Raw genomic sequence first — 17,690 nt, 5'->3', positions numbered from 1 at the left:
TACAGTCAGGAGAATTGCGGTGCCACATTGTATTATCGAATATTCAACGACTCTGGCTGAGCTCACTTCAGCTGAGACATTAGTGAATACTGTTCATCAAGCAGCGATAGATTCTCTTTTATTCAAACCTGAGCATATCAAAACACGCAGTATTGCTTACCAAACGTTTAGGCTCGGCGATCATCACACACACTTTTTGCACGTGACTGTCAGACTGCATCAAGGGCGCACCCTGGAGCAAAAGAAACGTTTAAATAATTTAATCGTTGAACGGCTTTGTACAACATTACCTTTATTCGATATCACTATCACCGCAGAAACGGTGGAGATGAACACAGCCACATACGCAAAAACAACATTAGCCTAACCCAGCGTTATGAATGACTTAGTTTCATCATGCCGGCAGCAAAAGATATTACAACGCGTTTATTGTTTGAATGTTAATCTTAAGTCATACAGTAGCCGTCATGATTAAGCTTTAAAGTAAACATGACTTCATACTTGAAATGACATCTAGAAAAAAGCCTATTTATGAATCAGCAACCTAACAACCCACTGCATGGCATCACCCTCGAAACCATTGTCACTGAACTGGTCGATCATTATGGCTGGGAAGGTTTCGCTCAGAGAATTAACCTGAACTGTTTTAAAAACGACCCTTCTATTAAGTCGTCATTAAAATTTCTGCGTCGAACAGATTGGGCAAGGAAAAAAGTCGAGCAGCTTTATATCACTACATTCAAAAGGTAAGTCAGTGCCACACTGGATATATCTCGCCATTGCCATCATCGCTGAGGTCATTGCGACCTCAGCGCTGAAAGCCAGCCACGAATTTACGCGACTTGTTCCGACACTTATCGTTGTTACGGGTTACCTGACTGCTTTTTATTTTCTGACATTGTCGTTAAGAGTGATTCCTGTCGGTATTGCTTATGCTATCTGGGCAGGCTTGGGCATTGTGCTCATCGCTATCATCTCATGGATAGTATATGGGCAAAAACTCGATTTACCTGCCCTTCTCGGAATGGGCTTAATCATCTCAGGCGTACTTGTCATTAACTTATTTTCTAATACCGGCGGACACTGAATTTTTTATAAAAACATGCCGCCAGACGCCTCGATTCGTTGACCCGTAACCCATGAACTGTCATCACTCACCAGCATGGCCAATGCCTTAGCAATATCATCGGGTAATCCCACTCTGCCTAATGCAGTTTGATTAGCAATGCTGCGGTTCAACTCAGTGTTATCACGAACAGCACCACCGCCAAAATCAGTTTCAACTGCACCTGGCGCCAGTGTATTAACCCGAAGCAGTAGATGATTTAGCAAGCCATTACCTCATCGATTATGCACAAAACCTGCAAATTCAGGCTGCTATATTTGAACATATTGATCAGCATCAACTTCATCTAGTCGAGATGAAAAGCAGGCTACAAGTCAATAATTCTGATGCCTACTTATACGCCTGTTTATCCGGACAGGGTATCGCGCAATTACCCGCCCTGACTGCCCAGCCTTATCTTGCAAGTGGTGAATTAGTCGAGATACTGCCTCAACATCCCGCCCCGGTCATTCCTTTATCCATTATTTATGCCTCTCGTCGTCACGTGCCTAAACGTCTGAGTTTATTTATGGCTTAGTTACAAGAGTTAACAAACAATGCTGTGAAGAGGAATTCGACCATGCTGAAGAGAAGTAGACGATCTGCGACAAAATAGACAGTAATTTTTTTCTGTGCTAAAACCATTTGAACATTGCGTGTTTTCAACTAGGCAATTGAAAACAGGTGAAAAATGCTCACGAGATGGTTCATGTAAAGAGAGGATTTTTGCGCTTGGATACGAACACAGCTTCATTACTCCCTAGCGAGCATGATGAAAAAATGGCTTTGAAAGTCGACATCATCAACATGCTCTATAGCAGCAATCTTAAATCGATTATTGTGGCGAGTCTCGTTGCCTTAACATTGGCTTATGTTGAGTATGACCAGGTCAACAAGACAATCTTAACCTCTTGGTGTCTAATCTTTAGCGCAGTTTATGGATTACGTTTATATTCCACCATTTATTTCAAACAACACAATACGAATAACTCAAACCCTGACACTTGGCTCAATATCTTTCGCTTATCCACTTTGGCTTGTGGCATGGTTTGGGGGCTGGCTGGTTATTACTTTCTTTCTGAAACCAACGAAGTCGCTCATAAAGCCTTTATCACACTCGTTATTGTCGGTGTCACAGGTGGTGCGATGGTGGTGTATTCCGTGGATGCCATCACCTCCAAACTATTTTCCGGCAGTATCTATTTGCTGTCATTACCTGGTTTTTTTAGCAATGAAATAGAATTATCACTGGCCATGGCGGTTTTACTCGCCGTATATATTGTTTATATCTCTATTGCATCATCAAATTTAGGTAAAAAACTGCGTGAAAATATCTTGCTACATCACGCAGCGATAAAACAACAAGCTGAAATTGAGAAGTTATCACAACATCAACGTATTCACTTAGACCACACACCGATGGGGGTGATTGAATGGGATTTGAGCCTCCAGGTTGTGTCATGGAATGCTGCAGCTGAGCAAATATTTGGTTATCAGCAGGATGAAGCAATTCATCAACATGCCCGTTTCCTGTTACCAATCGACATTCAGGAGCATGTCATCCAAAAAATGAAGCAATTTATTACTGAGGGTAGCTCCAGTCATTGTCAAAATGAAAATTTGACCAAGGAGGGTGACATTATTTTCTGCGAATGGACTTACACCGCTTTGCGTGACAATCATAACCATGTCGTTGGCTTGGCAACCTTGGTTCAAAATAAAACCGAGTTTAAAAAGAGTCAGGATGAAATCCAATATCTGGCTTACTATGACACGCTAACAGATTTGCCCAACCGACGTTTGCTGACCGATCGCGTCACACAGGCCATGCACACCAGTAGTCGCAACCAATCTCACTGTGCCGTGTTTTTTATTGATTTAGATAACTTCAAAAACATTAACGATCTTCATGGGCACTCAGTGGGTGACATGCTTCTCAAATCGGTATCCACTCGACTGAAAACCATTTTAAGGGATGAAGACACCATTGCCCGTTTTGGTGGAGATGAGTTTGTTATTTTGATCCAAAATATTGGTAACACCGCTAACAAAAGCAAAGAAATATCTGAAGTTATTTCCAACAAAATTATTAATGGTATCAGTGATATATATAATATTGGTAACGTGCAATATCGTACCTCATGCAGCATAGGCATTTGCACATTTCAGGGCGAAACCTTATCCGTTAATGAAGTATTTAAACGTGCTGATAACGCTATGTTTCAGGCCAAGTCAGATGGTCGTAGTTGTTTTCGATTTTTTGATGAAGCGCTTCAGCCCAGTATTGAATTCAAAGCCAGTCTGGAAAATGATCTAAGAGATGCCGTATTCAATCGCGACATTCTCCCCTATTTCCAACCCAGGTGAACCACCTGCATGAACCTATTGGTGCTGAAATTCTACTACGCTGGCAGCATCCTAAACATGGCATGATTTCACCGGCCGAATTCATTCCTCTTGCAGAAGACTCAGACATTATTAACCGCATAGGCACTGAAGTACTTCAACATGCTTGTAGACAATTAGCTGTCTGGCAACAAGACCCGGCTACGGCTAATTTAGTTTTATCGGTCAACATCAGCGCTCGCCAATTTATGCAAAAGAATTTTGTTGATACGGTCTTATCCAGCATTGAAACACATCAGTGCTCCGGCTCACGTTTGCGACTGGAAATCACTGAAAGCCTAATGCTAAAGAACATTAATGAACTTGCTATAAAAATAGACAAATTACGGTCTCATGGCATCACTTTATCTCTGGATGACTTTGGGACAGGCTATTCATCACTCTCCATATTGCGAAGTTTTCCACTGGATGAAATAAAGATCGATAAAAGTTTTGTGGATCATATGCTAAAAAATGCCAATGATGCTCATATCATTCGCACCGTTATCAATATGAGTAGTCACATGGGCATGACTGTCATCGCTGAGGGGGTCGAAACGGATGCTCAGGAAGCATTCCTAGCTAAACATGGTTGCCTGAATTATCAAGGTTATTTATTTGGCAACCCCATGCCGATGGAAGAGTTTAATAAATACATAAACCAACATATGAATGCGGTTAAAATCTAATTTTACGTCTGAAGGTCCTACAACACTGCTCTGTTTTCTCACTTGATAGTTGACGCTTAACCAGTTATCTAGGTTTCATCTGTGCTTAACACACCCAAAGCACAATACAATCGTTTCCCTATGTCAGCCCTATCCCTCTCTGAAATCGGTTAATATATGCCCCCTTGTTCACCAGAAACCGCCTATCACAATGAAATTCTTACTCAGCTTAGCCACCTTTTTTAGTCTTTTATTCACGGTAAATAGTGTCAGCTCTGCTGATAATGAAGGCATAAATTGGCAGACAACATTTGCCCAATTAGAAAAAGAATATGGCGGGAGACTGGGCATTGCCGCTTATGACCTACAACACCAATTTCAACTGCATTATCGTGCTAATGAACGTTTTGCATTGTGTAGCACCTTCAAAGTTTTACTGGTTGCTAATGTCTTACACCGAATTGATCAGCATCAAGAAAGTCTGTCTCGTCCGATTCATTACGATCGTGCTGACATACTGGATTATGCCCCGGTCACCAAAACACATCTTGATGAAGGCGTCATGTCGGTAGCAGCGTTAAGCCAGGCGACATTACAACTCAGTGACAACACTGCGGCCAATTTATTATTAAAAACAATAGGTGGCCCAGAGGCATTAACCGACTATTTGCGTTCGATAGGCGATAACACCACAAGACTCGACAGAATAGAACCTGCTCTTAACAGCAACTTGGCAGGCGACCTTAGAGATACAACAACACCTGCAGCGATGTTGGCGACGCTGAACACCCTGTTGCTTGGTGATCATTTATCCGACGTATCCAAACAACGGCTTATTCAATGGCTAATAGGCAATCAAACAGGTGATGACAAAATACGTGCGGGCGTCCCGTCCACCTGGCTAGTAGGTGATAAAACGGGCTCTGGTCCTAACGGAGCCTTTAATGATGTAGCGATTATCTGGCCAGAAACAGGTAAACCTTATTTACTGGTGATTTATTATTCTGAATCCACGCTGACGAAACAAAAAAAAGCTGAATTGCTTGCCAAGATAAGTGAGTCAGTTAGCAAAATCGTTTTCCCTGGTTTATAAATCGATAATAAATAAAACGTTATACAGACTTATCATCCACTGTTGATTGAGGATTCTCCTGCTGGTAATTGATTGCCCTGATAGGATAAGGAATCGTAATATTTTCTTCCTTAAAACGCTGATGTAAAGCCTTGATAAACTCAGATTTAATGAAGAAGCGATTGAAATATTCTTTCGCTCTTAACATGACCGTGAAATTAATACTCGAATTATCAAAAGTGTGAAAAATAACAAATGTCTGATAATCAGGCACACCCCACTTATGTGTTTTTAGGATATTGCGAGCCACTTCCAGCGTGACTCTTTCGACATGCTCTAAATCAGAATCATAATGCACACCGACTTCTACTGGTACTGAAAGCTGTTTTTCAGGGTAATAGTAGTTAATGATTTTTGACTGCGATAAAACACTATTTGGAATGATAATAAAGTTATTGGGTAACATCCTGATCCAGGTAGTGCGCCAGCCAATCTTCTCGACAAAGCCTTGCTCTCCCGAATCTAACTCGATAAAGTCACCAACACGTATTGGTTTGTCGATGACAAGCTGAACACCTGAAAAGAAGTTGGTTAATGTTGGCTGTAAAGCTAAAGCAACAGCCAGTGAAGTAATACCTAAAGAAGCAATGATAGGCGTGATGGCAATGCCCATCGTGCCAAGGATAATCAACAAGCCGAGTCCAAGGATGATGGCACGGGTAATACCTTGCACAATAGAGCTACTATTTTTTAAGGTAGCCGTCTTATCGGCATAATGACCTACCGTACCCGTCAAAAAACCATCTATGAACAATACCAGTGCGGCGACGATCAATAGTTGTGCAGTAGCATGAAAAAATTTAAATTCTGTTTCTATATCAAAATACTGAAGCGTGTGCTCTGCCAGTGTTATCGTTAATGCCAATAAGCACAATGTCAGAGGAAAGCTCATTACTTTCACCACTAACTTGTCATAGAAAAAGCTTGTTCTAGCAGTGATTTTGCTAACTCTAAGCAAAATGAACTTTTTAATAATCAGCATGAGAATGAATAAACTTATGAAAACCACAATAGCGACTGACCATTCTGGTAACGATGAAAAAATCTGATTCACTTTATCCATACTCATTCCTCAGAAGACACGCTTTTTTCATGCACATCTTATACCCATAAAAAAAGCCGGTAATGACCGGCTTTTTACAGTGGGTGCTCAATGAATTTACATTGATTCCGCTTCTTTAATGGCTTTTTTGACAATTCGTCCGATACCACCAGAAACATCTTGAGCCTTAATCGCATCTAAGTTGGTTGGGTTACCAACAATGACCGCACCGCCCATGCCTGCACCGATATGTGGAGTGCATTTGTAAATGTAGATACCTTCTTTATCAAACGTATGTGTGACATCTTGACTCATGTCAGATTTAAAGGCTTCAGTACCTTCAGGAATCAAGTTATCGATCATTTCTACATTGTGTGTGCTCATATTGGTCCAGCTCACACTATCTCCAGGGGCCACTTTAACAACGAGCGGCGTATATTTCAGACCTTGTGCGGTAACAGTATGGTCAGCAGCAAAAGCATTCATTGACAAGAATAAACCTGCAATAGCAGCGCCAGATAAAACTTTTTTCATCATTTTCATAACTTCTCCTCTCTATGTATATGATTATTTCAACAAGTGACATGTGAAAATCATGCGAATATTGGTCAGATTAAGTTTGATATAGTTCTGATATAGATGGAAATTTATTTATGGGTGTGTCGTTTCTACCCTGTTTCTTCCGCATTCTTTTGCTATATACAAGGCTTTATCTGCATCACTTAACAACTGTTCTGATTCACTTCTACTTGGGGTTAAATCAGCGATCCCGATGGAAATGGTGATGCTGTCTATGTGTTTGCCGTTAAACACCATCTGTTTGTCGGCAACAATACGCCTTAATAGCTCGGCTTTTTCTGTCGCATCATCTATTGTCGCGCCAGGCATAATCACAACAAATTCTTCACCACCATAACGACATGGTATATCCGTTTCACGGAAAAACTCATTCATCAATTGCGCTAATGTTTTCAGTACAAAATCACCGACTTCATGCCCGTATTCATCATTAAAATGTTTGAAATGATCGATATCACATATAAGGAGCGACAATGGGTTTTTCTGTCGGTTTGCCAGCTGAGTTTCTCTATGCAGTGCCAGATCAAAAAAACGTCGATTAGCAAGCCCTGTCAGCGCATCTTCAAATGAAAAACGATGCAGCTCTTCTTTTAACTTGATACTGCTAAGCGTCACACCTAAACGCAATTTAACCCGGTTGATGAAATCATTCAGATTGTCTTGTTTGATTAGTTTTTTTGAACTTAGATTATTTAAAACCAGATAAACAAATACGTTATAGCTGCCATCCAGCTCTTGCAGTTCTACTTGAGCCAATTGCCTCTCAAAAGATACGCCGTCAAGTGATGTTGTTACGCTCAATTCTACAGGCATAAAAACGTCCGGAAGCTTTTTAATGAGTAAATGTCTTGCCTCAGTGAGATTGTCAACGGTTTGTAACCGACTATTGAGTTCTTCTAATCTGGCTCCGAGCACATTCAGACGCTGCAGCTGTTCAGCACGTTCTTGTTCAGCTTCGGCATAAGCATGCAAGGAAGCTGTTCGTTCAGCCACCTTCACTTCTAGGTGTTCATTCAGTTCTTTTAACGCGCTTTGTACATGTGAATAATGACGTAAAGAAATAAGCATCAATACAAGCGCAAACAATAACGCGCCAACAGAAATATCCAAATGCATCCAGGGAAGAACACTATTAGCAATGCCCATATCCAATAAAAGAAATATGCCGTATACCGTAAAGGACAGCATGACTAGATGTTGATCGGAGGCCAACGAATATCGCTTACTGATGCCAAGGCCTATTATCAGAAGTATCGTGATGGCGAATATGGCATCAAAAATAGGGAATGTAACAGCAAGCTCTATTAGGCCCGCTAAAGATAGGCCTATCACTGAAATAAGATAAATGAGATGGACAACAGCGATGTTTATTAACCATTTGTGTCGCCAGTCATCAAACCATGATGACAACAATAAACTCGTAATAACGGGTAATGCGTAATAGGAGATCGCTAATAAATAAACACGTACTAGAGGGTAATTAAAAACAAATTGAACAGCTGGATTCTCAGCCAGCAACATTACAGCAGAGGTCAGTGAAAATAATGATAAATAGAGAAAATGTCGCTCCCCTCTATGCATCATCGAGAATGCCAAGGTAATAATAGCGACAAACAATGAGAATAAAGCGACTAGAACTTCAAAATACGCTTTTTCTAAAAGATAAAACAGTAGGTGTGTTTTCTCAAATAGTTTGACTTCACCCCACAAACCAATGTCTCGGTAGCTTGAAAAAACCCTGAAATAAATAGTTTTACCCGCATAATCATCTGGCAAATCAATCGAGTGCCAAGGCCAACCATAAAACGACTTGTGCTGTTTATTATTTAAGTCACCAAATTGATAAATCTTTTTATCTTCCAGGTAAACTTCAGCCATTAAGTCAATGCTGGTGACGTAAAGAACAGGATGCAAATAATCATGATCAGAATCCGGCAATGTTGCCTTAAACCAAACGGTATTATATTGCCCTCGATCAGGCGGCATACAAGGGAAATCAATATCTTTCCAATCACTACTATGTAGTTCAGGTGTGACAATCCACTCAGGCTCACCATTTACAAATTCGGAATCACCCCAGCGATATTGCCAGGCAGTAACCTGCTCGCTCTCATACTGCTGCATAGCAAAGACGGGAGGGAAGATAGTGAGCAACGACAAAAATACGACTAGCAAACCATAACTTGGCACAACCCTAGTCTGATACGGTGTAACTAAGTCCTTTATCAATCCAATCACTCACTGTCTAAAAAGAAAGAAACCCGAATTACTAGATATCCTTTCTAATCGTTGTAAATTTAGGTCAATCCAGGACCACAATATTCCATTCATCACTTTACGGCAATAATGTCGATTACTTAAGTGGTAATTTATCACTCCAGAATACGTCATCAAATGACAGCCACTATTAACACCTTGCAATAGACGGCTTAGCAATAACAACTTGATATGCTCACTGTGGAGAGGCGACAAAGTCACTCATCACATACTAAAGAAAACGAACTATATGCCAATAAAAATTTTAAATATCCACACAATTTAGGGTGACCCTAATGAATCTGGCGACCAAACTCATGAATTCGCTAAGCTACCCCAAAAAAATGTCACTGATAACAGTGCTTCTGCTTATTCCTATCACGGTGACATTTTTGCTACTGATTCACCAATTAAACAACATCGTTAATGAAAGCCATAAAGAACAATCAGGCTTGGAATACATAAAAACCATCACACCACTCTATCAACAATTGCCTCAACATCGTGGCTTGACGAATGCCTATCTGAATGGCTCAGCAGAGTTCGAAGAGAAAATTCTCAGTAAACGGAAAGAGATTGATCAGAGTATTCAACAAATCAATATCATCAATACTGAATATGGCGAGCACTTCGACACCAATCAACTATGGGACGAAATCAAACGTGACTGGACCAGTCTTATCAATACAGCAACAGAAACAGATCCCAATACCATTTTTACCGCGCATACTGAGTTAATTACAAAACTTAGACAACTCATGAATGCCGTGAATCACAATTCTGGACTCATACTCGATCCAGACCTCAACACCACATTCATTATTGAGACGATTGTCAGTTATATCCCAGTACTCGCTGAGAGTATCGGACAAACTCGCGGACTTGCTTCGGGCATTGCTGCCAATGAATCATTGACTACCAGTCAACGTATTAAACTGGCTTCATCATTTAGCAAGGTAAAACATGAAGCGGATACCACTCAACAAGCTATCGAACATATTATTACTCACAATCCGCAGTTGGCAGACGTTTTAAATAAGCTAGAGCTGGATAGAGAAAATGCACTCACAGAATTTCTCACTGTCATTGAAAAGGATATGCTCGAGAGTGAGAAAATTAACACCGAAGCAGCATTTATTTTCAGTCTGGGTACTGAAGCTATAGACACAAATTATGTGGTATATCATTATCTTGCTGACGCATTGGCTGAACTACTAGATAATCGTCTATCCATGCTACAGCTTGAAAAAAATGTGGTGATTGCCGTGATATTAATTGCCCTATCGCTGGCACTCTATTTATTCATTGGTTTTTATCGGTCTATCATCCAGGTAATCAACAATATTATTACCGCTACCAAGCGGATCGCCGAAGGTGATCTGACCGTCACAATCACCAGTCCAGCCAAAGATGAAACCGCTGATATCTTTATTGCACTTAACTCAATGACACAACATTTAAACGGCGTAGTGAATCAATTGAAACAAAACTCAACTGAATTAGCAGCCGCATCTGAAGAGTTATCTACTAATACTGTGCAATCTCAATCCAACTCACAAGAACAACAATCGCAATCTGAGCAAATAGCCACAGCGATGAATGAGATGTCAAGTACGATTAAAGAAATCGCCCGTAATGCTGAACTGTTAGCAGAAGAAGTACGTAATGCGAACAGTGAGTCAAAATCGGGACAAGACGTCATAAGTGAAACGGTAAAATCCATTAACTCTCTAACTGAAGACGTTGGAAATGCAGCGCGCACCATTGAAGAACTAAGTCAAAGTAGTGAGCAAATAGGTTCCGTGTTAACTGTTATTAAAGGGGTGGCTGAGCAGACCAATTTATTAGCCTTAAATGCGGCTATAGAAGCTGCACGAGCAGGAGATCATGGTCGCGGTTTTGCTGTTGTAGCTGATGAAGTTCGCTCACTGGCCAACCGTACTCAGGAATCGGCAGAACAAATTCAAGTCATGGTCGACAATTTACAACAGAAAACAAAAGAAGCTGTCGCCGTGATGGAAAAAGAAAAAGCCAATGCCGCTGGTATGGTTGGTTACACTGACTCAGCCACACAATCGATATTAAACATTGTTAATTCGATGACACAAATCGCTGATATGAGTACACATGTTGCCAGTGCTGCTGAAGAGCAAGGTTTGGTCTCAGAAGAAATCAATCGTAACATTACACGCGTATCAGACTTATCTGAAAATAACATGCATAGCAGCGAAGAAATTGCTACTGCTAGTCAAAACCTGGCGACACTCGCCACGCAGCTCAATATGATTGCACAACGTTTTAAAGTATAGCTCTCTTTACGTTAGCCATAAAAAAAGGACCTTTCGGTCCTTTTTTACATCCGGGTTTAGTTCACCCAGCATCGCGCATTTTGGAACAATCTTGCCCACGGACCATCTTTGCCCCAGTCATCCGGATGCCATGAATGCTGAACTGTGCGCGTTACACGCTCAGGGTGCGGCATCATGATCGTTACCCGACCATCGGTTGTCGTCAGTGCCGTCACGCCATTAATCGATCCATTTGGGTTCATTGGGTAAGCTTCCGTAGCTTGACCATAATGATCGACATAACGCATGGCCACTAGCGCCTGATCTTCAGACCCCGTCTCGGCATAGTCAACACGCCCTTCACCGTGAGCCACAACGATAGGCATCACAGAACCGGCCATCCCTTTCAATAACACTGAAGGTGACTCTACAATCTCTACCAGTGAGAAACGTGCTTCAAACTGTTCAGACAGGTTACGAGAGAATCGAGGCCAATGCTCACTGCCAGGTATCAACTCTTTTAACTGCGACAACATCTGACAGCCATTACAGACACCCAACGCAAACGTATCTTCACGATGGAAAAATGCTGAGAACTGTTGACGGGCAGTCTCATTATGCAAAATGGTGCTGGCCCAACCGCGTCCTGCACCTAAAACATCACCATATGAGAACCCACCACACGCAACCAAGCCAACAAAATCATTCAGATCAATACGCCCTTCCAGCACATCACTCATGTGCACATCAATAGCATTAAAGCCTGCATGATCAAATGACGCTGCCATTTCAACCTGACCATTTACCCCTTGCTCACGCAGAATGGCAACCTTGGGACGATGACCACTCACGATCAGAGAGCTGGCAATATTTTCTGCCGGATTAAATGATGGTTTGGCAAATAAACCAGGATCTTTTTCATCCAATAACGCATCAAACTCTTGTTTTGCACAATCAGGATTATCACGCATTGACTGCATCTGGTAACTGGTCTCAGCCCAGAAACGTTGCAACGTTACACGAGACTCATCAATAACCAGTTCCTGCTCAACATGGATGCGTATTTGCTGCTGCTCAGTCACTTTACCAATGGCAAATGACATGGAGGTCAAATTATAGTCTTTAAGAATATTCATGACATGATTCAAATCAGCATGAGGCACTTGGATAACCGCGCCTAATTCTTCATTGAACAATACCGGCAAGGCTTCACCAAGACCATTCAAGTGAATATCCAGACCACAATGACCGGAAAAAGCCATCTCAGCTAAGGTAACAGCGAGGCCGCCATCACTTCTGTCATGATAGGCCAGCAATAAATCTTCATTCTTCAGTCGTTGGATAGCGTTAAAGAAGTTTTTTAAATGTGTCGCATCTTCGATATCTGGAGCTGTGTTACCCACTTGTTTGAATACTTGAGCTAAAGCGGAAGCACCCAAACGGTTGTGATTTTGCCCCAGATCGATATAAATCAAATCAGTATCACCACGATCAGTACGTAATTGCGGCGTGGTCGTTGCGCTGGCATCAGTGACAGGCGCAAAGGCGCTGATAATCAGAGATAAAGGTGAAGTCACCGCTTTGGTTTCGCCCTTATCTTCCCATACCGTTTTCATGGACAAAGAGTCCTTACCGACGGGAATAGCGATACCTAACTCAGGACAGAGATCCATACCAATCGCTTTGACGGTATCGTATAACAGTGCATCTTCACCAGGGTGACCACATGCTGCCATCCAGTTAGCTGATAATTTAATGTCACCCAACTTTTCAATTTTGGCAGCGGCAATATTGGTAATCGCTTCCCCCACTGCCATTCGACCTGAAGCAGGTGCGTTGATCAGTGCAATCGGTGCACGCTCTCCCATCGACATCGCTTCGCCTAACACATCATGGTGATCGGCTAAAGTGACAGCACAATCCGCTACCGGCACTTGCCATGGACCTACCATCTGATCACGTGCGACCAAACCTGTTACACTTCTATCACCGATGGTAATTAGGAAGTTCTTACTGGCTACCGTTGGCAATGTAAGTACACGTTCCAGAGCCATTCTGGGTGAAACACCGGCAAAATCAAGATCTGGATGCTCATGTTGTGTATGTTTCACGTCACGCAGCATTTTAGGTGGTTTACCTAATAATAATGACAGTGGCATGTCGATCGGTGATGTTTCATTATCGGCATCACCGAGTAATAAATGTTCTTCTTCAGTGGTTTCCCCCACAACAGCCCACGGGCAACGCTCACGTTCACAAATGGCTTTGAATTCATCAATACGGTCAGGATGTACACCCAACACATAACGCTCTTGAGACTCATTACACCAGATTTCCATGGGTGACATACTGGGTTCATCATTAGGAATCACACGCAGTTCAAAACGACCACCACGACCACTGTCATCGACCAGTTCAGGGAAAGCATTGGAGAGTCCACCGGCACCGACATCGTGAATGGCAATAATCGGGTTTTGATCACCTAAGGCCACACAGCGGTCAATCACTTCCTGACAGCGGCGTTCCATTTCAGGATTACCACGTTGAACTGAGGCAAAATCCAGTCCCTCATCACTGGCACCGGAATTGACTGAAGAAGCAGCACTTCCTCCCAGACCAATTAACATTGCCGGACCGCCCAGTACAATCAATTGCACACCTGGATCCATGATGCCTTTTTCAACGTGTTGTGGACGGATAGAGCCCATGCCGCCAGCCACCATAATAGGTTTGTGATAGCCCCGCACTTCAAAGCCATTATCTGTTGGTACTTGAACTTCAAAAGTACGGAAATAACCGCATAAATTCGGACGACCAAATTCATTATTGAAGGCCGCACCACCGAGAGGGCCATCGATCATAATCTCACGAGCAGAGGCCATACGCGCCGGTTTGCCATAAGGTGTTTCCCAAGGTTGTTCAAACCCTGGGATTTCCAGATTCGACACAGAAAACCCCGTTAAACCCGCTTTTGGTTTTGAACCACGTCCAGTTGCACCTTCGTCACGAATTTCGCCACCAGCCCCCGTTGAAGCACCAGGAAAGGGAGAAATCGCTGTTGGATGGTTATGGGTTTCCACCTTCATCAGGATATGCTGGATTTCACCTTCATAGTGATATTGCCCTGTCGCCATATCCACCTGGAATCGATGACTTCTCGGACCTTCAATCACTGATGAGTTATCACTATAAGCTTTGACGACCCCATCAGGGTTGAGGTCATGCGTATTACGAATCATGTTAAACAGCGTGTGAGACTGCGTTTCACCATCAATAATCCAGTCGGCACGGAAAATTTTATGACGGCAATGCTCCGAGTTAGCCTGAGCAAACATCATTAACTCAATGTCATTTGGGTTACGCTCAAGCAAACTGAAATTCTCAAAAAGATAATCAATTTCGTCTTCAGCCAGTGCCAGCCCCATTTGCTGATTGGCCGTGACTAAGGCTTCACGTCCACCGATGAGGATATCCACACTCACCAGTTCACGTGATTTACCATGCATGAATAAACGGTCTGTCTCATCCACTGTTTCAAACACAGTTTCAATCATGCGGTCATGTAATAAACTACGAACAATGGATTTCTGATGCTGAGTCAGTGTTTCGTTGGCTTCAATAAAAAAAGCTACGCCACGCTCAACACGTTCGATGTCTTTTACACCACTATTGACCGCGATATCGGTGGCTTTGCTTGACCAGGGTGAAATCGTTCCCGGTCTGGGTGTGACTAAGAAAAAGGTTTCGTTTTCTTTGGCGTCACTATCACGCATTTCTGCTTCAAGTAGTGTTTCGATAACCTGGTGTTCTGCTGCTGGCAAAACACACTCACCTTCTATTTCAACAAAATAACGAAACTCTGTTCTAACAGCTGTAACAGCAGGCACTTCGGCCTGAATGCTGTTTAGTAATTTCTCCAGACGGAAAGCAGAAAAAGCCGGACGGCCAATCAATTGCAGCATGCGGATCCCAATTCAAGATAAACTAAAGCGATAATGATACTTTATGTAAGGTTTAACGCCCAAATAAAATCCATTGGAAATTGATAATGAGTGTAGTTATTCACAAGCGACCTGGTCCAATTCGCCAGATAATGGCGATGATTTATGACTTTTTACTTTTACTGTCCGCCTTATTATTTGCTGCCATTATTCCGGTTGCGCTAAATAGCGGAGAAGCCATTACACCAGGCAATGTGTTTTTTCTACTTTATTTACTGTCAGTGTGTTTTTTATTTTACGGCTGGTTCTGGACCCATGGTGGACAAACGCTGGGGATGAGAGCATGGAAAATAAAGCTGATTAGCTCAACCTCGCCGACTATCTCATGGAAACAGGCGGCTGTGCGATTTATCTTTGGGCTTATTTCCTGGCTTTGTCTCGGTTTAGGATTCTGGTGGCAGTGGCTCAGTAAAAACAAACAAACTTGGTACAACCAGGCAGCAAAAACCCAGCTTGTTTTTGTCAAAGAATAACTTATTCAACATAAAGAAAGTTTTAACGTGGCTTTTTTTTGAATTCATGCCTAGAATTGAGCTTAACACGGCTTAAGGAACAAGGCTGATGACATGGATAAGCATCAGAGTCCTCATCACTTTATTGCTCCTGGTATCGCAAGATTTACCAGCTCAAACTCTCATTGCCAACGAACAGGTTGAGATAAAGCAATTAAGCAAAACCACTGCTCGCTCTATCTTTGCTATGCGAGTTCATGAGTGGCCAAATGGCACGCCAATCACCGTCTATGTTCTTCAAGATCAAGACCCTACGCATAATCAGTTTTGTAAGTCTGTATTGGGTATGTTTCCATACCAGCTAAGACGGATCTGGGACAGACAGGTCTTCTCTGGCACAGGTACTGCCCCTATCGTCGTTAACTCGGAGCAAGAAATGCTTGATGCTGTCGCCAACACCAAAGGGGCGATTGGGTACATCAGTAAAGATGATGCTGATACACACAAACGTATTCAAATTATTAAGGTGGATTTATGAGAGCGAGTTTGCTTTCCATCTTACTTGTTATTCCAACAATGGCATTGGCCGAAGACAAAGCATGGTATGAACGCATCGCCCTGCATGGTTTTGCATCTCAAGCTTACATACATACTACTGACAATCATTTTTATGGGCCAAGTGATGATGGCAGTTTCGAATTTACTGAAGTCGGCATTAATGGTAGTTTCAGAATCAGCCCTAAGCTCAGGCTTTCTGCACAACTATTATCCAGACAAGCCGGCAGATTTGATAACGGATCACCAAGACTCGATTATGGCTTAGTGGATGTTTCTCTCTATGCCGATGCGCGTTACGCTACGGGTATGTACATTGGCAGAATCAAAAACGAAATCGGCTTATATAACGAAACTCGTGACGTCGCCCACACCAGAAGCGCTATCTTTCTTCCTCAGGTGATTTACTTTGATAAAGTCAGAAATACCATTATGGCCGCTGATGGTATACACCTTTACAACAATATTAACTTAGACAGTGGCACACTGTTTATGGAAGTGGGTACTGGTTATACCCTGGCCGATAAAAACGTTGAATATGCCTATCTGGGTGATGACTGGGCTGGCGCCATTCATAACGATAAGCTAGGGATATTCGGAAAAATTCTATACGAGCATAACGGTGGAGAGTGGATTTACTCCATAACTGGAACAAGAGTCACACTTGATTTTGATGCAGGTGCAAGTGACCGTGTGCCCTTCCCTTTTGGTCCAGGAATGAATTCGGGTGAAATTGATATCGATTACACCGTTTTATCTGCCCAATATAACGGTGAGAAATGGCAATTTACAGGCGAAGTGGCTTTTGAAAATGTTGATTATGTTGACATCGGTGGACCCGTCTCACAGATGAATATTAATTCGATCGGTTATTACTTACAGGCAAATTATAATTTCACACCGGCCTGGCAAGCATTCATCCGTTATGAAGAATTCCAGTTAAACAAACACGACTGGAATGGAAAAGAAGCCGCCAGACAAAATCGCATCAATAGCCAGCAGCTCGCCTCATTGGGGATTAATCAAGCCCCCGTGCCGGCTCATGAATATTATTCTAAAAGCTGGGTGTTAGGGGGACGCTGGCATGTCACACATAATGTAATGCTTCGTGCCGAATATCACATCGTCGAGGGTGTGGCCACATTATCACCGCGTGAAAACACCGTTACTGACACCAGCAAAAGATGGGATATGTTCGCTATGTCCCTGTCTTATCGGTTTTAGTTC

General features: G+C 42.4%; 16 protein-coding genes. 11 read left to right on the top strand and 5 right to left on the bottom strand.

Annotated features, from left to right (window positions below):
• Positions 1-19 precede the first annotated feature (19 nt).
• The 3 genes from B3V56_RS13275 (at position 20) to B3V56_RS13265 (ending at position 1,087) form a co-directional block, all read left to right on the top strand.
• Positions 20-367 (top strand): 5-carboxymethyl-2-hydroxymuconate Delta-isomerase, encoded by a 348-nt coding sequence (locus B3V56_RS13275; RefSeq protein WP_289282914.1) that lies wholly within the window; start codon positions 20-22, stop codon positions 365-367.
• A 164-nt stretch (positions 368-531) separates the two neighbouring features.
• The gene (locus B3V56_RS13270; RefSeq protein ID WP_286304418.1) at positions 532-750 is read left to right on the top strand and encodes a VF530 family protein; all 219 of its coding nucleotides are present in this window, start codon (positions 532-534) and stop codon (positions 748-750) included.
• 4 nt (positions 751-754) lie between these two features.
• Positions 755-1,087 (top strand): DMT family transporter, encoded by a 333-nt coding sequence (locus B3V56_RS13265; RefSeq protein WP_289244737.1) that lies wholly within the window; start codon positions 755-757, stop codon positions 1,085-1,087.
• A 5-nt stretch (positions 1,088-1,092) separates the two neighbouring features.
• Here B3V56_RS13265 and B3V56_RS13260 read toward each other — a convergent pair whose 3' ends face one another.
• On the bottom strand, positions 1,093-1,332 hold the full coding sequence (locus B3V56_RS13260; RefSeq protein ID WP_289282913.1) for an SDR family oxidoreductase: 240 nt from the start codon (positions 1,330-1,332) through the stop codon (positions 1,093-1,095).
• 11 nt (positions 1,333-1,343) lie between these two features.
• Here B3V56_RS13260 and B3V56_RS13255 point away from each other — a divergent pair, with 11 nt between their 5' ends.
• From B3V56_RS13255 to bla, 4 genes are all read left to right on the top strand, one after another.
• Positions 1,344-1,643 (top strand): LysR substrate-binding domain-containing protein, encoded by a 300-nt coding sequence (locus B3V56_RS13255; RefSeq protein WP_349676210.1) that lies wholly within the window; start codon positions 1,344-1,346, stop codon positions 1,641-1,643.
• 194 nt (positions 1,644-1,837) lie between these two features.
• The gene (locus B3V56_RS13250) at positions 1,838-3,472 is read left to right on the top strand and encodes a GGDEF domain-containing protein (protein ID WP_289284402.1); all 1,635 of its coding nucleotides are present in this window, start codon (positions 1,838-1,840) and stop codon (positions 3,470-3,472) included.
• On the top strand, positions 3,469-4,179 hold the full coding sequence (locus B3V56_RS13245; protein WP_289282910.1) for a putative bifunctional diguanylate cyclase/phosphodiesterase: 711 nt from the start codon (positions 3,469-3,471) through the stop codon (positions 4,177-4,179). Before B3V56_RS13250 ends, B3V56_RS13245 begins: the two co-directional genes overlap by 4 nt.
• A 190-nt stretch (positions 4,180-4,369) precedes the next feature.
• Complete coding sequence (gene bla / locus B3V56_RS13240; RefSeq protein WP_289284401.1) at positions 4,370-5,251, top strand: class A beta-lactamase; 882 nt, start codon at positions 4,370-4,372, stop codon at positions 5,249-5,251.
• A gap of 19 nt (positions 5,252-5,270) precedes the next feature.
• Here bla and B3V56_RS13235 read toward each other — a convergent pair whose 3' ends face one another.
• From B3V56_RS13235 to B3V56_RS13225, 3 genes are all read right to left on the bottom strand, one after another.
• Positions 5,271-6,353: a mechanosensitive ion channel family protein gene (locus tag B3V56_RS13235; protein ID WP_289282908.1), complete on the bottom strand. Its 1,083-nt coding sequence runs from the start codon at positions 6,351-6,353 to the stop codon at positions 5,271-5,273.
• Positions 6,354-6,449: 96 nt separating this feature from the next.
• Complete coding sequence (locus B3V56_RS13230) at positions 6,450-6,875, bottom strand: plastocyanin/azurin family copper-binding protein (RefSeq protein ID WP_289282907.1); 426 nt, start codon at positions 6,873-6,875, stop codon at positions 6,450-6,452.
• A gap of 108 nt (positions 6,876-6,983) precedes the next feature.
• Positions 6,984-9,149 carry a sensor domain-containing diguanylate cyclase gene (locus B3V56_RS13225; RefSeq protein WP_289282906.1) on the bottom strand — a complete coding sequence of 722 codons (2,166 nt, stop codon included), beginning with the start codon at positions 9,147-9,149 and terminating at the stop codon, positions 6,984-6,986.
• A 314-nt stretch (positions 9,150-9,463) separates the two neighbouring features.
• Here B3V56_RS13225 and B3V56_RS13220 point away from each other — a divergent pair, with 314 nt between their 5' ends.
• Positions 9,464-11,476, top strand: coding sequence for a methyl-accepting chemotaxis protein (locus B3V56_RS13220; RefSeq protein WP_289284400.1), 2,013 nt, complete (start codon positions 9,464-9,466; stop codon positions 11,474-11,476).
• Positions 11,477-11,532: 56 nt separating this feature from the next.
• Here the strand turns inward: B3V56_RS13220 and purL are convergent, their stop codons facing one another.
• Positions 11,533-15,417 (bottom strand): phosphoribosylformylglycinamidine synthase, encoded by a 3,885-nt coding sequence (purL, locus tag B3V56_RS13215; RefSeq protein ID WP_289284399.1) that lies wholly within the window; start codon positions 15,415-15,417, stop codon positions 11,533-11,535.
• A gap of 86 nt (positions 15,418-15,503) precedes the next feature.
• On the opposite strand from purL, the gene B3V56_RS13210 reads away from it, so the two are divergent.
• The 3 genes from B3V56_RS13210 (at position 15,504) to B3V56_RS13200 (ending at position 17,687) form a co-directional block, all read left to right on the top strand.
• Positions 15,504-15,929, top strand: a complete 426-nt coding sequence (locus B3V56_RS13210; protein WP_289282903.1) for an RDD family protein — start codon at positions 15,504-15,506, stop codon at positions 15,927-15,929.
• 88 nt (positions 15,930-16,017) lie between these two features.
• Positions 16,018-16,446, top strand: a complete 429-nt coding sequence (locus B3V56_RS13205) for a hypothetical protein (protein ID WP_286304406.1) — start codon at positions 16,018-16,020, stop codon at positions 16,444-16,446.
• Positions 16,443-17,687: a hypothetical protein gene (locus B3V56_RS13200; protein WP_289282902.1), complete on the top strand. Its 1,245-nt coding sequence runs from the start codon at positions 16,443-16,445 to the stop codon at positions 17,685-17,687. The genes B3V56_RS13205 and B3V56_RS13200 overlap by 4 nt, the downstream gene beginning before the upstream one ends.
• Positions 17,688-17,690 lie beyond the last annotated feature (3 nt).

The sequence above is a fragment of the Methylophaga sp. UBA2513 genome, assembly GCF_002341285.1.
Lineage (GTDB): Bacteria > Pseudomonadota > Gammaproteobacteria > Nitrosococcales > Methylophagaceae > Methylophaga > Methylophaga marina.
This window is presented reverse-complemented; position numbering and strand designations above follow the sequence as displayed.

Bases quoted from the DNA above. Each gene is read 5' to 3' on its own strand.
- B3V56_RS13270 (WP_286304418.1), top strand. From the start codon at position 532: ATGAATCAGCAACCTAACAACCCACTGCATGGCATCACCCTCGAAACC.
- bla (WP_289284401.1), top strand. From the start codon at position 4,370: ATGAAATTCTTACTCAGCTTAGCCACCTTTTTTAGTCTTTTATTCACG.
- B3V56_RS13235 (WP_289282908.1), bottom strand. From the start codon at position 6,353: ATGGATAAAGTGAATCAGATTTTTTCATCGTTACCAGAATGGTCAGTC.
- B3V56_RS13230 (WP_289282907.1), bottom strand. From the start codon at position 6,875: ATGAAAATGATGAAAAAAGTTTTATCTGGCGCTGCTATTGCAGGTTTA.
- B3V56_RS13220 (WP_289284400.1), top strand. From the start codon at position 9,464: ATGAATCTGGCGACCAAACTCATGAATTCGCTAAGCTACCCCAAAAAA.
- purL (WP_289284399.1), bottom strand. From the start codon at position 15,417: ATGCTGCAATTGATTGGCCGTCCGGCTTTTTCTGCTTTCCGTCTGGAG.
- B3V56_RS13210 (WP_289282903.1), top strand. From the start codon at position 15,504: ATGAGTGTAGTTATTCACAAGCGACCTGGTCCAATTCGCCAGATAATG.
- B3V56_RS13205 (WP_286304406.1), top strand. From the start codon at position 16,018: ATGACATGGATAAGCATCAGAGTCCTCATCACTTTATTGCTCCTGGTA.
- B3V56_RS13200 (WP_289282902.1), top strand. From the start codon at position 16,443: ATGAGAGCGAGTTTGCTTTCCATCTTACTTGTTATTCCAACAATGGCA.